The sequence below is a fragment of the Rhodococcus sp. BH5 genome, from assembly GCF_027583855.1.
GTDB classification, from domain to species: domain Bacteria; phylum Actinomycetota; class Actinomycetes; order Mycobacteriales; family Mycobacteriaceae; genus Rhodococcus_F; species Rhodococcus_F qingshengii.
The window spans coordinates 29,838-44,172 of sequence record NZ_JAJHVW010000015.1 but is presented as its reverse complement, the minus strand read 5'-3'; the positions used below and the strand labels follow the sequence as shown (position 1 = coordinate 44,172).

The 14,335-nt window shown below is 62.8% G+C and carries 16 protein-coding genes; 9 read left to right on the top strand and 7 right to left on the bottom strand.

Features of this window, described 5'->3' with window-relative positions:
• Positions 1–33 precede the first annotated feature (33 nt).
• Positions 34–975 (top strand): alpha/beta hydrolase fold domain-containing protein, encoded by a 942-nt coding sequence (locus tag RhoBH5_RS27655; RefSeq protein WP_007736126.1) that lies wholly within the window; start codon positions 34–36, stop codon positions 973–975.
• A 51-nt stretch (positions 976–1,026) separates the two neighbouring features.
• On the opposite strand, the gene RhoBH5_RS27650 is transcribed toward RhoBH5_RS27655, so the two are convergent.
• A complete protein-coding gene (locus RhoBH5_RS27650; protein ID WP_007736124.1) occupies positions 1,027–1,911 on the bottom strand; it encodes an ABC transporter substrate-binding protein in 885 nt (294 codons plus the stop codon).
• A 203-nt stretch (positions 1,912–2,114) separates the two neighbouring features.
• On the opposite strand from RhoBH5_RS27650, the gene RhoBH5_RS27645 reads away from it, so the two are divergent.
• Genes RhoBH5_RS27645 through RhoBH5_RS27630 form a run of 4 tightly spaced genes read left to right on the top strand, consistent with a single transcriptional unit; the run spans position 2,115 to position 5,577 of the window.
• A complete protein-coding gene (locus RhoBH5_RS27645) occupies positions 2,115–3,053 on the top strand; it encodes an ABC transporter substrate-binding protein (protein WP_003945094.1) in 939 nt (312 codons plus the stop codon).
• 4 nt (positions 3,054–3,057) lie between these two features.
• Positions 3,058–4,203, top strand: a complete 1,146-nt coding sequence (locus RhoBH5_RS27640; protein ID WP_003945084.1) for an ABC transporter ATP-binding protein — start codon at positions 3,058–3,060, stop codon at positions 4,201–4,203.
• Between the two features lie 4 nt (positions 4,204–4,207).
• Positions 4,208–4,891, top strand: a complete 684-nt coding sequence (locus RhoBH5_RS27635) for an ABC transporter permease (protein ID WP_007736121.1) — start codon at positions 4,208–4,210, stop codon at positions 4,889–4,891.
• Positions 4,888–5,577, top strand: a complete 690-nt coding sequence (locus RhoBH5_RS27630; RefSeq protein ID WP_003945081.1) for an ABC transporter permease — start codon at positions 4,888–4,890, stop codon at positions 5,575–5,577. Before RhoBH5_RS27635 ends, RhoBH5_RS27630 begins: the two co-directional genes overlap by 4 nt.
• Positions 5,578–5,650: 73 nt before the next feature.
• On the opposite strand, the gene RhoBH5_RS27625 is transcribed toward RhoBH5_RS27630, so the two are convergent.
• The 4 genes from RhoBH5_RS27625 to RhoBH5_RS27610 all read right to left on the bottom strand — a co-directional run bounded on the left by RhoBH5_RS27625 (position 5,651) and on the right by RhoBH5_RS27610 (position 9,182).
• The gene (locus RhoBH5_RS27625; RefSeq protein ID WP_003945072.1) at positions 5,651–6,844 is read right to left on the bottom strand and encodes an NAD(P)-dependent malic enzyme; all 1,194 of its coding nucleotides are present in this window, start codon (positions 6,842–6,844) and stop codon (positions 5,651–5,653) included.
• A gap of 476 nt (positions 6,845–7,320) precedes the next feature.
• Positions 7,321–7,713 (bottom strand): hypothetical protein, encoded by a 393-nt coding sequence (locus RhoBH5_RS27620; RefSeq protein ID WP_007736120.1) that lies wholly within the window; start codon positions 7,711–7,713, stop codon positions 7,321–7,323.
• A gap of 3 nt (positions 7,714–7,716) precedes the next feature.
• Positions 7,717–8,331, bottom strand: coding sequence for a MarC family protein (locus RhoBH5_RS27615; RefSeq protein ID WP_164490628.1), 615 nt, complete (start codon positions 8,329–8,331; stop codon positions 7,717–7,719).
• A complete protein-coding gene (locus tag RhoBH5_RS27610) occupies positions 8,328–9,182 on the bottom strand; it encodes a PHP domain-containing protein (RefSeq protein ID WP_007736119.1) in 855 nt (284 codons plus the stop codon). The genes RhoBH5_RS27615 and RhoBH5_RS27610 overlap by 4 nt, the downstream gene beginning before the upstream one ends.
• 169 nt (positions 9,183–9,351) lie before the next feature.
• On the opposite strand from RhoBH5_RS27610, the gene RhoBH5_RS27605 reads away from it, so the two are divergent.
• Positions 9,352–10,422 (top strand): magnesium and cobalt transport protein CorA, encoded by a 1,071-nt coding sequence (locus tag RhoBH5_RS27605; RefSeq protein ID WP_007736118.1) that lies wholly within the window; start codon positions 9,352–9,354, stop codon positions 10,420–10,422.
• A gap of 134 nt (positions 10,423–10,556) precedes the next feature.
• Positions 10,557–11,003 (top strand): SRPBCC family protein, encoded by a 447-nt coding sequence (locus RhoBH5_RS27600; RefSeq protein WP_007736117.1) that lies wholly within the window; start codon positions 10,557–10,559, stop codon positions 11,001–11,003.
• Between the two features lie 25 nt (positions 11,004–11,028).
• Here the strand turns inward: RhoBH5_RS27600 and RhoBH5_RS27595 are convergent, their stop codons facing one another.
• Positions 11,029–11,613, bottom strand: coding sequence for a suppressor of fused domain protein (locus RhoBH5_RS27595; protein WP_007736116.1), 585 nt, complete (start codon positions 11,611–11,613; stop codon positions 11,029–11,031).
• Between the two features lie 71 nt (positions 11,614–11,684).
• On the opposite strand from RhoBH5_RS27595, the gene RhoBH5_RS27590 reads away from it, so the two are divergent.
• Together RhoBH5_RS27590 and RhoBH5_RS27585 are read left to right on the top strand one after the other, a co-directional pair.
• Complete coding sequence (locus RhoBH5_RS27590; protein ID WP_221741908.1) at positions 11,685–12,383, top strand: metallophosphoesterase family protein; 699 nt, start codon at positions 11,685–11,687, stop codon at positions 12,381–12,383.
• On the top strand, positions 12,373–13,236 hold the full coding sequence (locus tag RhoBH5_RS27585; RefSeq protein WP_003945080.1) for a hypothetical protein: 864 nt from the start codon (positions 12,373–12,375) through the stop codon (positions 13,234–13,236). Before RhoBH5_RS27590 ends, RhoBH5_RS27585 begins: the two co-directional genes overlap by 11 nt.
• On the opposite strand, the gene RhoBH5_RS27580 is transcribed toward RhoBH5_RS27585, so the two are convergent.
• Complete coding sequence (locus tag RhoBH5_RS27580) at positions 13,229–14,335, bottom strand: winged helix DNA-binding domain-containing protein (RefSeq protein WP_064444032.1); 1,107 nt, start codon at positions 14,333–14,335, stop codon at positions 13,229–13,231. The genes RhoBH5_RS27585 and RhoBH5_RS27580 overlap by 8 nt on opposite strands.

The following is a 14,335-nucleotide window of genomic DNA, read 5'->3' as shown; positions in this document are numbered from 1 at the left end:
CGCAGTTCGCACAAAGAGTCAGGAGCCCTGCCGGTGAGCACGTTCACCCTTCCGCTGCCCGTGGTCGCATTCTTGTTGAAGCCGTACTTCCGTCTGGCTTTCAACTCGCGGCTGCCGTATCGGATTCAACGTCTGTTGCTCGAGGCCGGGGCACCGCTACAGCAGGTTCCAGCGGGCGCCGTCGTGCGCCCGCTGGAGCTGGCTTGCCGACCGGCAGAGAAGATCACCGTCGGCGCAACCGAGCGCCCCACCGCAGTTCTCTACCTGCATGGCGGGGCGTACACGCTGGGTTCGCTGTCCACACACCGTTCTCTCGCAGCTCATCTCGCCCGTGAGTCGTCCAGTGCGGTCTTCACCTTGGACTACCGTCTCGCGCCGGAGAATCCGTATCCCGCCGCTCTCGACGACGCGGTCTCAGCCTTCATGCAGTTGGTCACCGAGTTCGACTATTCGGAAGACCGCGTTGCCATCGCCGGCGATTCGGCCGGTGGCGGCCTGGCCGCGGCGACCGCTATCCGTCTGATCGAGCGTCACGGCGTGACCCCCGGCGCGCTTGCCCTGATCTCACCGTGGGTCGATCCCGGCGATCGGGGTGCTACCAAAAAGGCCGACCTGGTGGTCAACACAGCGTGGTCCTTCGACGCCGCCGACGCCTACCTTGCCGGAGGCGACCGTACTGATCCCGGCTACGCACCGATGCATGGCAAGCTCGACGGGTTGCCACCCACCAGGATTCACGTCGGTTCCGAGGAAGTCCTTTACCCGCAGATCATGACGTTCACCGACAAGCTCTCCGCTGCCGGCGTCGACGTGTCCCTGGTGGAGTACGCGCGACTGTGGCACGTGGCTCACGCACAGGCGTCACTGGTGAAGGAAGCAGCAGACGCCGTTTCCGACCTCGGCCAGTTCATCGCATCGAAACTGATTCGTGCCAAGGATGATTCGAGTTCAGCAGTGGGCTCGAACAGTCACTGACGGGTGGCCCACTCCGTCCATGTCACTGACGGGTGGCCCACTCCGTCCATGTCACTGACGGGTGTCCCACCAGGTTCGGGCGACTTCCGAGGCTGACGCCTTGCCGGTCCGCACCTGCTCGATCATTGCGGCGAGATCGGTGGTGGACAGTTCACCGGCAACGACGCTGAGCGCCTTGACAGCCGAATCTCCCAGTGCGCCCGCTCGAAAGAGCGGAACGACATTCTGCGCAGCCAGAACGTGATTCGAATCAGCGAGCACTGTGACGGCATCGGATTGTGCCAACGCCGACAGCGTCGTGGTTCCGAATACTTGTGCACCGGGTACGTCTGCCGGCGTTGCCTGATCGACACCGGCGAAGACACACTCGGCGCCCTCGGCCAACTGTTCTACTGCCCCGTCCTCGACGAATCTCGCGGAGACGAGCGGCGTCGCCGCGGCACACGAAGGAGCAAAGGCTTCTATCGTCTTCGCTCCCAACGACTGTGCGTATCCGGTGTCGAGTGCGAGGACCGCACGATCTTCGGCCATCGCATAGTCGGAGACCGAAAGACCCTCCGGCAGAGAGCGACTCAAGGCTTCGAAGACGTCGTCGGCCTTGCGGGCCGGGGATGACGGGTCGTAGTGATCGAGCAGCGCGCCGGTGAACTCGGGCACCAAAGTGACTCGCGCTGCGTCCAGAGCCTCGAGTGATTGGTTTCGGCCACCACCCACCGATTCGACGCGAGCCGACAGGCCGGAGGAGGAGAGCACCGTCGAATACACCTCGGCCAACACCGAACTCTCCACCGATGCGTCAGCAGCCACCACGATCTGGTCACGAGACTCCGCTTCGGCACCCTCTACCACCGAATCACCGTTTGCGCATCCGCTGAGAATCGGCAGGACCATCAGTGCTGCAACAACAGTCGAATACTTCGTGCGTGTGCTCTTCACCGAAATCCTCACATCCAATCCCATGGATCGAAAACCGTGCCATGTCGGTACCTATCGTTACACTTGTCGGGCGATGCGCGGTAACCAGTCCTGACGCAGCCACTCGGTGGCGGCGCCGTCGAAGTCACTCGGGTGGCTTCGCCACAAGGGAATGGTTTCCGACGCCCGAAACACGGGACGCCCGAAAAACCGGAAGGACGCTCATGCGCACCTCACGATTTCGTTCCAACCGTTGGCTCGTAGCCGCGGCAACCGTTGTCTCTCTGACTGCACTGACAGCGTGCGGTAGCAGCGACGGTGACTCCAACAGCGATCCCAACGCGATCGTCGTCGGCTCCGCCAACTTCACCGAATCCGAGACGATCGCCAACATCTACGCCGAAGCACTGCGTGTCAACGGGTTCGATGTGTCCACGTCGTTCAACGTCGGCAGCCGCGAGGCGTACATTCCGGCACTCAAGGACGGGTCCATCAGTGTCATTCCGGATTACACGGGAAATCTCCTGCAGTACTTGGATCCCGACAGCACGGCCACCAGCTCCGCTGACGTCCTCGCTGCTCTTCCCGCAGCTCTCGGGTCGGAATTGGCAATTGCGACGCCTGCATCCGCCGAGGACAAGGACGCCGTCGTCGTCACGAAGGAAACCGCTGACAAGTGGAACCTGAAGACGATCGCCGATCTGGCTCCGCATTCCGCCGAGGTCAAGTTCGGTGCTCCGGCCGAGTTCCAGGAACGTCCAGCCGGATTGCCCGGTTTGAAGTCCAATTACGGCCTCGACATCTCGGCAGCCAACTTCGTTCCGATCGCCGACGGCGGTGGACCGGCAACCGTGAAGGCTCTCTCCTCCGGTGACATCACCGCGGCAAACATCTTCACGACGTCGGCCTCCATCCCGGAGAACAACTTCGTGGTTCTCGAAGACCCGAAGAACAATTTCCCGGCTCAGAACGTGGTGCCGGTGCTGCGTGCCTCGAAGTCTTCCGACAAGTTGAAGACAGTCCTCGATGCGGTGTCCGCCAAGCTCACCACCGAAGAGTTGTTGGCACTCAACGTCCAGGTGTCCGGCGACACCAAGACGGAGCCGGCAGCGGCGGCCAAAGCGTGGGTGACGGCGCAGGGCCTCGACAAGCCGGTCTCGTAGTCACGTGATCACCTTCGAGGGCGTCACCAAGCAGTATCCGGACGGCACCACCGCCGTCGACCGTCTCGATCTCACCATCGAGGCCGAGTCGTTCACGGTGTTCGTGGGGCCGTCCGGGTGCGGCAAGACGACGTCGATGCGCATGATCAACCGGATGATCACACCGACGTCGGGCAAGATCTTCGTCGACGGTCGTGACATCGCCCAGACCGACGCGGTGAAGCTGCGTCTCGGCATCGGGTACGTCATCCAGAACGCCGGCTTGCTTCCGCATCGCACCGTGATCGACAACGTCGCAACAGTTCCGGTACTGCGCGGTGAGTCCCGCCGCGCAGCGCGCAAAGCCGCGTTGGGGGTACTCGAACGAGTCGGTCTGGACATCTCCCTTGCCACCCGCTATCCCGGGCAACTCTCGGGTGGGCAGCAACAACGTGTGGGAGTTGCGCGAGCATTGGCTGCCGATCCGCCGATCCTGTTGATGGACGAGCCCTTCAGCGCCGTCGACCCGGTGGTGCGTGAGGATCTGCAGACCGAAATGCTCCGTCTTCAAAGCGAACTGAAGAAGACGATCGTCTTTGTCACCCACGACATCGACGAGGCAGTCAAACTCGGTGATCACATTGCCGTCTTCGGTCCCGGCGGGCGGCTTCAGCAGGTTGCGGCACCTCGCGACGTGTTGGCCGCACCGGCAACGGATTTTGTCGCCGGATTCGTCGGACGCGATCGCGGCTATCGGGGATTGTCGTTCCGCGCTGCCGACGAGGTTCCGTTGCACCCTGTACGCACGGCCGTCGAGAACGAATTGAAGGCTCTACGTCTCGAATTGGGCGAATGGGTTCTCGTGGTCACGGACAACGGAACCCCGCAGGGATGGATCGACGTGACCGGCGTCGAAGGCCTGCGCTCGGGACGAACCCTTGCTCAGTCGACGTCTGCCGGTGGTTCGCTGTTCTCCCCCGGCGGCGATCTCCGCCAAGCACTCGATGCGGCAATCTCGTCGCCTTCCGGTATCGGTGTTGCCGTCGACGGCGAGGGCGCGGTCATCGGCGGGATCCTCGGTTCCGAAGTCGTTGCGAAATTGGCAGATCAGCGTCGACGCGAGGACGAGGAACGCAACCGAGTCGCCTTCACCGAGGGATTCGGGTCGTAGCGGCATGCGCTGGCTCATCGACAATTTCTCGACGGTCGTGGATTACTCGAAGACCCATCTGTATCTGGCACTGCTTCCTTTGCTGATCGGTCTCCTGATTGCCGTTCCGGTCGGAACAGCGATCCGCAACGTCAGATGGCTGCGCCGAATCACGTTGACCCTGGCGAGCATTGCGTTCACGATTCCGTCGCTCGCGCTGTTCGTCACCATCCCCCAGTTGTTCGGACTCAAGACCCTTGATCCTCTCAACGTCGTGATCGCACTCAGCGTGTATGCGACGGCACTGCTCATCCGGGCAGTACCCGAAGCACTCGACTCGGTGCCGGACAACGTCATCGACGCCTCCACCGCCGTCGGTTTCACACCACTACGACGCGCTCTGACGGTCGAGTTGCCATTGGCGCTGCCGGTGATGATCGCGAACATCAGAGTTATTGCCGTTACCAATATTTCGCTGGTGTCAGTCGGATCTCTGATCGGAATCGGCGGGCTTGGAGTCCTGTTCAAACAAGGCTACGACCGCGACTATCCCGACCAGATCGTTGCGGGCATCATCGCGATCGTCGTGCTGGCACTGGCGCTCGATCTGATCCTGTATCTGATCGGCCGATTCCTGACCCCGTGGACCAGAACGTCGACCTCGTCGAAGGTTCCCGCCGTCCTGTCAGCCGAGGGGGAACCCGTATGAGCATCTTCACCGGGGCCTGGGACTTCATCGTCGATCCCGGAAATTGGAGCGGCGACACCGGAATCGGCACCCGCATCCTCCAGCACCTCTGGTACAGCGTTCTGGCCGTGGCACTTTCGGCTGTGATCGCGGTGCCCATCGGATTACTCATCGGCCATCTGCGTCGCGGTGAGATCGTGGTCGTCAGTCTGGTCAACGCACTGCGATCACTGCCTACTCTCGGCCTGCTGACCTTCCTCGTTCTTCTCATGGGTCTGGGAGTGATGCCGCCGATTCTCGCCCTCGTCATTCTTGGTATTCCCCCACTACTCGCCGGCACGTACGCCGGAATCGCCAGCGTCGACCGCGGCGTCGTCGAGGCCGCACGGGCGATGGGTATGACCGAACTCCAAGTGCTCTTCCGCGTCGAGATACCCAATGCGCTGCCATTGATTCTCGGCGGACTGCGTAACGCGACACTGCAGGTGATTGCCACGGCAACGGTCGCCGCCTACGTCAACCTCGGCGGCCTCGGCCGGTACATCTTCGACGGTCTCGCGCTCTACAAGTACGACCGAGTGGTCGTCGGCGCAATCCTGGTCGCGGTTGTGGCTCTCGTCGTGGACGGCTTACTGGCGCTGGTGGTCTGGGCATCGGTTCCCGGGACCGGCAGGCTACGCCGAACACCCGACCTCACTCGTCTGTAGCTCTCGGTACACACGAAAAAGCCCCGATCGGAACCTTGTGTGCGGGTTCCGATCGGGGCTTTCGTAGTCCCTCTTAGCTGGTCACGCCCTCAGCATGCGCTGCGGCCGCGACGGCTTCCGCTACTGCGGGTGCCACGCGAGGGTCGAGTGGGCTGGGGACGATTTTGTCCGCCGCCAACTCGTCGCCGACCACCGACAGGATTGCCTCGGCGGCAGCGAGCTTCATACCTTCGGTGATGCGACGGGCGCCGGCGTCGAGCGCGCCCTTGAAGACACCGGGGAAGGCAAGAACGTTGTTGATCTGGTTCGGGAAATCACTACGGCCCGTCGCCACGATCGCCGCGTACTTCGACGCGGTTTCGGGGTGAATCTCCGGGTCCGGGTTGGAGAGTGCGAACACGATCGACTCGGGAGCCATCGAAGCGATGAGCTCCTCGGGGATCTTGCCCGCCGAGACACCGAGGAACACATCGGCACCTTCGAGAGCCTCGATGGCACCACCATGCAGGTCACGGGGATTGGTGCGGGCCGCGAGTTCTGCCTTCACGTCGTTGAGGTCGCTGCGCTCACCCGAGATGATGCCCTTCGAGTCCAGCACGATGACGTCGCTGATTCCGGCGGCGAGCAGGATGTTCGCGCAGGCAACACCCGCAGCGCCGGCGCCGGAGATGACGACCTTGAGTGTGGTGATGTCGCGGCTCTGGACCTTCACGGCGCCCTTGAGTGCCGCGAGGACCACGATGGCGGTTCCGTGCTGATCGTCGTGCATGACGGGGCAGTCGAGAGCTTCGATGACGCGCTTCTCGATCTCGAAGCAACGCGGCGCCGAGATGTCCTCGAGGTTGACCGCGCCGAAGCTCGGACGCAGTCGGATGAGTGTCTCGACGATCTCGTCGGGGTCCTTGGTGTCGAGAACCAGCGGAATGGAGTTCAGTCCGGCAAAGTTCTTGAACAGTGCCGACTTGCCCTCCATGACGGGCAGCGACGCGCGGGGGCCGATGTCGCCGAGTCCGAGAACCGCGGTGCCGTCGCTGACCACGACGACGAGTCGGTTGGTCCACGTGTATCGATCGGCGAGGGTTTCGTCTGCAGCGATGGCGCGGCTCACCTGAGCAACACCCGGCGTGTAGGCGATCGAGAGGGCCCGCTGCGTATCGAGCGGTGCTGTGGTCTCGACCGAGAGCTTGCCACCGACGTGAGCGGCAAAGATTTCTTCGTCGGTCAACTCGACCTTGGGTACGTTGATGGCTTCAGTCACGAGGGACACGATGACACTCCTGATTAGTCCAGCCTCAAGCGGGGCTGGGTTACTGGGAAGTAATCCTTCGGACCGCTGCGAAACTACGTTCACAACGGTCAGAGATCATTTCTTCCGCGAACGACTACTGAGAAGAAGAGCATTCGGCGTGCGCGAGAAAGTGGGCCGCAATACATCCGAAGCGTCATGGTGTGGGGCGGGTGAGCCCTGGCGTATCCATGCAATCTAGGTTTCGGGAGAAATTCTGACGAAACCTGCACTTCGGGGCCGGGCTGTGGCGCCGCCTCGAAGTAACTCCAGTTTGCCACCAGAGTCGGATCACAATCAAATCCTCCAAGCGGTCGGATTCCTCACCACACTCGAACCCGAGCCGTCATCCCCACCGTGTCATCCCCACCCAGTCATCCCCACCGTGTCATCCCCACCCAGTCATCCCCACCGTGTCATCCCCACCCAGTCATCCCCACCGTGTCATCCCCACCCAGTCATCCCCACCACTGCGTCACCAACAACAGCCCCGCCACCACGAGCACGACCACCGATCCGGCAACCGCCGCGATACCCCGCCTGCGGTCGCACCAGATCTGCGCGGCCAGAGCAACCACCGAGGCCGCAATGTGCGCGGTGATCGACGTTGTTCCCGGACCCGGGAATCCGCGGTTGCCGCCCAGATATGCCGAACCGATGATCACGAGTGTCAAGACCACGATTCCGGCCGCCACGGTGCCACTCAGGGCGCGTAGAGCGCGGACCAGCAGCCATTGTCGTTTGTCGGCGGGATAGTCGTAATCGTCTTCGTACTGATAGTCCTGATATTCCTGGTACTGGTAGTCGTCCTCGTACCTGTCGTTCCGGTCGTACCTGTCGTCGTATGTCATCTCTTACGCTCCCGCGACGAATCCGCGGACTGATTCCGCAATGAGTTGAACCGCGATGGCGGCGAGCAGAAGACCGGCGATGCGTGCCAGCAGACTGATGCCACCCTCGCCCAGTATCCGGATCAGTGCGGTCGAGAAGCGCAGGACCACGAACAGCACGAGGTGGATGGACAGAATCGCCAACGCGATCGCCAGATACGACGCCGCTTCACCGTCGGCCTGGGCGACAAAGACGATGACGGCTGCAATCGCACCGGGACCGGCCATCATCGGCGTTCCCAGAGGAACGAGTGCGACGTTTACGTCGTCGGCTCCCTGCGGACGGTTGGAGGCCTTGCCGGTCAGCAGTTCGAGTGCGATGAGAAGCAGCAGCAATCCGCCGGCGCCCTGCAACGCCGGAATGCCGATGTGGAGGTAGTTGAGGATCGCCTGACCGCCGATGGCAAAGACCGAGATGACCGCAAGGGAGACGGCGGGGGCCTGCCATGCCGCTCGATTGCGATCTTCACGACTTTTACGTCCGACGAGTGACAAGAACACCGGGATGACTCCGGGCGGGTCCATGATCACGAACAGCGTGATGAACACGGTGAGGTAGAGCGTGGTGTCGAGCATCAGCGCCCCAGTACCTCCACGCCGGTGGCAGCCGAGACGAGTTTGTCGAACTCGGCTTCGTCCGTGAGCTCGTCGCCGAGTCCGATCGTCTTGTTCTCGCCGTGGTAGTCAGAGGATCCGGTGACTGCCAAACCGAGGTCGACAGCCAGGCGGCGTAGGACGTCACGATCGTCGCTGCGATGGTCCGGGTGATCGACTTCGAGACCCCCGAGACCCAGCTCGGCCAGATCACGGATGTGGTCGAGCGCAAGCAATCCGCCGCGCGAACGCGCCCGTCCATGCGCAAGGACAGTTACTCCCCCGGCCGCTGCCACCAGTTCGACGGCGTACTCGAGCGGAGTGTCGTACTTGGGAACGTCGTATCGCCCTCGACTGGACAACAGGTCGGAGAAAGCCTCACTGATGCTCGACACCACACCGGCCCGCATCAGGGCCGCTGCGACGTGCGGGCGTCCGACGGACGGACCGGCGTCGGCGAGGATCTGATCGGGATCGACGGGCAGACCGTCACGCGCCATCATGGTCGTCATCACCCGGATACGTTCGACGCGTTCGGCGCGCAGTCGCTCACGTTCTTTTGCGAATTCGGGGTGCGTCGGATCGAACAGGTACGCAAGCAGATGTACAGCGACCGGCCAACCACGCTCACCTCGACCTTCGCACGACATCTCCATCCCACGAACCAGGCTGACGCCGGCCGGCAAGGCCTGCGCCGCCTCGGCCCAGCCCGAAGTCGTGTCGTGATCGGTGATGGCGACGACGTCGAGTCCGGCGTCGGCTGCGGCGCGCATGAGGGCAGCCGGGGTGTCGGTGCCGTCCGATGCGTTGGAGTGGGTGTGAAGGTCTATTCGCACTGTTCCAGTGTGTCAGCAATCGGCAACTTCATCGCGCTCCGGTGGGCGAGCCGGAAGCTGACGTACGATTACGCCGCAGCGGCAGCGCAATTCGATCAGGTGTCGCTGTAGTGCCGTTCCACTGCCGTTCCACTGCATTACAGACCGAGAAGGAGCGAGCGTGCCAACCATGCCGTCACTGCCGAATTGGTCGAACGGCAAATCGACGCAAGCCGATGCGCCCAAGATCCCCGTTCCGGCAGCCCGCGCGATCGTCGACTGCGCGGTCTACGTGGACGGCGTGCGGTTGCCGGGCAAGTACACGCACCGCGCTGCGTTGGCCGAGGTTCGTAGTCGCGACAACGCGTTCGTCTGGGTGGGCATGCACGCTCCCGACGAAGGTCAGATGCAAGATGTAGCAGCAACTTTCGGACTCCACGAGCTGATGGTCGAGGATGCCGTCCATGCACACGAGCGCCCGAAACTCGAACGCTACGACGACGTCATGTTCCTGGTGCTGCGCACGGTCGTCTACGTGCCGCACGAGTCCGTCGCGACGGCGAGCGAGATCGTCGAAACCGGCGAGATCATGGTGTTCGTCGGCCCCGACTTCGTGGTGACCGTCCGGCACGGGGATCACTCCGAACTGGCAAGCGTGCGCAAGTCACTCGAGCAGAACCCCGAGCGCCTCACCATGGGCCCGTTCGCGGTGTTGCACGCGATCACCGACCACGTCGTCGACAGCTATCTCTCCGTCATCCAACTCGTCGAACAGGACGTCGACAGCATGGAAGAGTTGGTGTTCAACCCGCGGAACACCGTTGCCGTCGAGCACATCTACCTGCTCAAACGTGAAATCGTCGAACTACGACGCTCGGTCACTCCACTCGGATTGCCACTGCTCCAGCTGACCCAGCCCGCGGGCGGCCTCGTCCCGAAGGAGATCCGGCGATACTTCCGTGACGTACGAGATCACCACACGATCGTGGCCGAACGTATCTCGGAATACGACGAGGTGTTGAGTTCGCTGGTCGACGCCGCACTCGCGAAGATCGCGGTGCAGCAAAACACCGACATGCGCAAGATCTCCGCGTGGGTCGCTATCGCCGCCGTGCCGACCGGCGTTGCCGGTATCTACGGGATGAACTTCGAGAACATGCCGGAACTCGGTTACAAGTACGGCTATCAGTCCATCCTGTTCCTCATCGCTTCGGTGTGTGTCGGCTTGTTCTTTCTCTTCCGTCGCAACAACTGGCTGTGAACCTCGCACGCTGACTCCCTGTACTTGCCACCGTCGCAGGCGGACAATGGATATGGGTACGCATTTTCATTCCGTTCCCGAAATCCATTTTGCGACAAGCAAATTCAGATCCAAAGAGAAGTGGAGGAGCAACCATGCCTACAGTCGAGCAATCCGTGGAGATCGCGTTGCCACCCAAGGACGTCTGGGAGTACATCGCCGTCGCCGAGAACTGGCCCAACTGGGAGAATTCGATGGTCGAGTGCAAACAGATCACCGACGGCCCGATGGGCGTGGGAAGCCGCTGGCACGGTGTCTCGCGAATCCTGGGCAAGCGTCTCGAGTGGACATCCGAATTCACCGAGTACGACCCACCGAGATCGTCGAAATCGACGTCCGTCGAAAGTCCGGTCAGCTTCTCGCAGACCACGACCTGCGAAGAAGTCGGTGACGGCACTCGGGTCACCTACCGACTCGACAGCGAAAGCGGCCTGGGAGGAGTATTCGGCAAGATGGCCGACCCGATCGTCACGAAAGCATTTTCACGGACGGTTCGGGTAAGTCTCGAGAACTTGGCGGACATCCTCGTGCACGCCGAATGATCTGACGGACAAAGCGCCAGCGCAGCTAGAGCGAGGCAGCGGAACGGTGCGGATCGCGGATGTCGATCCCCGCCTCGGTCCACGCTTCCCTCAGTGCCTCCGCGCCGCGCAGACGCACCCAGGCGGCTTCGGTACCGGTCAGGGGGACCACACCAAGGAAGCGCACCGGGTCGAACGGCTCCGGCAGCGTCAGGTCTTCGATCCCGCTGTCACCGAGAAGCACCGCCGTGAACGCAGTGTCCTTCCACAGCGGCTCGCCCAGGTCCAACAGTGCGTCCTCGAGCAGCACGACGCCTTCGACGGACGGCGCCGCGGCCAGCACCGCGAGCGTCCTGGCCACACCTGACGCCACACCTGTGCCACCGCGCAGCGTGAGTACCAACTCGGCGCGGGGTCCGCGTGTGGGGTCTGCGACCAGTTCGTTGGGGTCGCCCATCGGATGACGCGAGCACCCCAGTGTGACGTAGCGGACCAGGCCGTCGGGTGATTCGAAACGCAGCACGTCCAGCGGTTCGACACCGAGGAACGTCACTGAGGCCGCGGTGGGGTCCGGCCCCTCGATGCTGCTGACGAGATGGGCCCGGACGGAAGATACGACGCTGTCTGACACTCGTCCATCTAAACACCGTGCCCGCGAGGTTCGCAGCGCAGATACCTCGCGGTGGCGGTAGCGTCGTCGAAATGGTCTCCGTTCTCGCTGTCAGCGACGAGACTGTCGAATTCCTGTGGAGCAGTCAGGTTCGTTCACTCCGAGTCGACGTGATCCTCGGCGCAGGCGATCTACCGTTTGCGTATCTGGAGTACCTGTCCGATCAGCTGAATGCGCCGTGCGTGTTCGTTCCCGGCAACCACGACGCCGATCTGTCCGGATATTCGAACAAGAGATCCGGTTGGACGCGGGCAGGGATGCCGGCGCAGTGGCCAGGGCCGACCGGCGCAGTCAACGCCGACGGACGCATCGTGACCGTCGCCGGTCTGCGGATCGCCGGCCTCGGCGGTTCCATCCGATACAACACGGGTCCCAATCAGTGGTCCGAGCGCCAGCAGAGCCGACGCGCTCGCTCGCTCGCCTGGCGAAACGCCTGGCAATCGCGGCTTCCCGGCAGCCGGGCGGGCGTGGATGTGCTGCTCACCCACAGTCCCGCCCGCGGTGTCGGCGACGCCGAGGATCGGCCACATCGAGGGTTCGAATGCTTCACGCCTTTGATTCACAACCTCGATCCGACGGTGATGGTCCACGGACACATCCACCCGCACGGGCGAACCCCTCTCGATCTGGAGGTAGGCCGGACTATCGTGCTCAATACCGTCGGCTTCACGCTGATGGAGATTTCCCCAGGTACTCCGCCGACGATCGTGAGGCGCCGACATGGCTCGTGACACCGGATTTCCCACAGCCGACGCGGAAAACGACTTCGCTCGTCAGCGTCGACGTGCCGACGTGGCACGTCTGGTCAGTTGGCTACGACGCGAACCCGACGACGTCAACGCGATCCTGCCGTTCGACGAGGTTGTCGCAGCTCTGGGCAAGGTCGGCGAGAAGTCTCTGGGGCTGCAGGTCGTCACCATCGAATCGATAGTCGGAAGTGTCGACCGCACAGGTGATTTCGACAGGTACTTCCGTCCGACGTCCACTCACTCGCGCGCTCGTTGGGAGCGACTTGCGGTGGCGCAACGACGCGGCGAATCGGTACCACCTGTTCAGTTGTATCGCGTCGGCTCCATGCATTTCGTGATCGACGGGCACCACCGAGTGTCCATTGCGTGTGCGATGCACCAGAAGACAATCGACGCGTACGTCACCGAGATCATCACGCGTATCTCACCGGAAGGCATCACTCAGCGCGCCGATCTGCTCATCAAGGATCATCGCCGCCTCTTCCTCACCCGCGTTCCGCTGCAGGGTTCACAACGCGAAGCCGTACAAGTCACGGACCCGTGGGAGTACGCCGAACTCAGTGAGTGCGTGGAGGCGTGGGGTTTTCGCCTCATGCAGGAGAAGGGTGAGTTTCTCGGCCGGGACACCGTCGCCCGCCGCTGGTTCGGTGAGGAGTTTCTCCCCGTCGTGCGAATGCTGCGAGGCGCCGACATGTTGCCCGAACACACCGACGCCGAGGCATATCTGTGGATTGCACGGGAGCGGTACCGGTTGGTGCGGCGCCACATGTGGAACGACGAGATCGTGGCCGAACTACGCGATCGAGCACCGCGAAAGCACAAGCCCGCTACGTAGCGACAGCGATCCGCACCTCTCGGTTCGGGATCTTCGGGTGCATGAATTTCAGCAACGCACGCGCTTCCTTCTCGATGGATGCGAGCGCGGTCTTCGGTTGCTGCGCAAACAGAGTCGCGCCCAATTCGACCGTCTCCTTGTCCGGCGTCACCGTCGCGAATCCCACCACCTTTCCGCGCACCAGGATGGCGGGCTTGATGATGCCGTTGACGGTGAAGACGCGAGTTCGGTACTGCTCGTCCATGATTCGCGAGCGGTCGGCGTGCGAGAGCAGGATGTTGTCGAACGGAGCAAGGATTCTGACCGGCGGTGTTCCGGAGGTCGGTCGTGGCGCGTCCGGCAGGTCGAACACCTCGGCCCCTTTCGCGTTGACAAAGGTGATCAAGCCGGGACGTAGCCTCTCGAAGACTTCGGCGAGTCTCGTGAGCCCTGACCACGCTTGCGCATCTTTCACACTGGCGGGCCCGAAGGCCGCCAGATAACGAAGCACCATCGCATCCGGATCCGGCGATGAACTCACTTCCGTGCCAAGCCAATTCTCCAAGGTCGTCAGTGCCGGTACTCCGGATCGTCCCCACAGGCCTCGCGGTGGGACCTGCACCATCGGCAGAAGTCCTCGAACTCCGTGCGCCAGTCCCTCGGCCGCGTGACCGGGAAAGCGCTCTGCCAGTATCGGTCTCATCTGCATCTGGGTGAGCGGCCCGTCCGCTACGAGGTCCCGTCCCGCCCGCGCCAGAGCGTCGAGATCCAACCCGGTGAGCGCCGCACGCTGTGTGCTGTTGGTGTGGAGATCGCGTTCCATGATCGTCTGAACCGTGGCCCGGAAGGGACCCGCATCCGCGGCCGAAAGAGCAAAGACCGTGCCCCGCATGGCAACAAGCCGCACCACCTGGCGCTTCTCGACAAGGGTGGAGAGGTCTTCTGCCGCAAAGTTCTTCAGCCGCGCCCACAGCGCCAGGTAGGGCGGGTTCGGCGCCTGGGCCTGCAGACCTGCCAGGTGCTCGATCGCATCCAACGCACTGACCTCGGCCCTCCGCAGCAGGAACTGCCGCGCCAGAGTCGCCAGGTTGAGCTCGCGATCGGTGATCAGTGCAGCCAT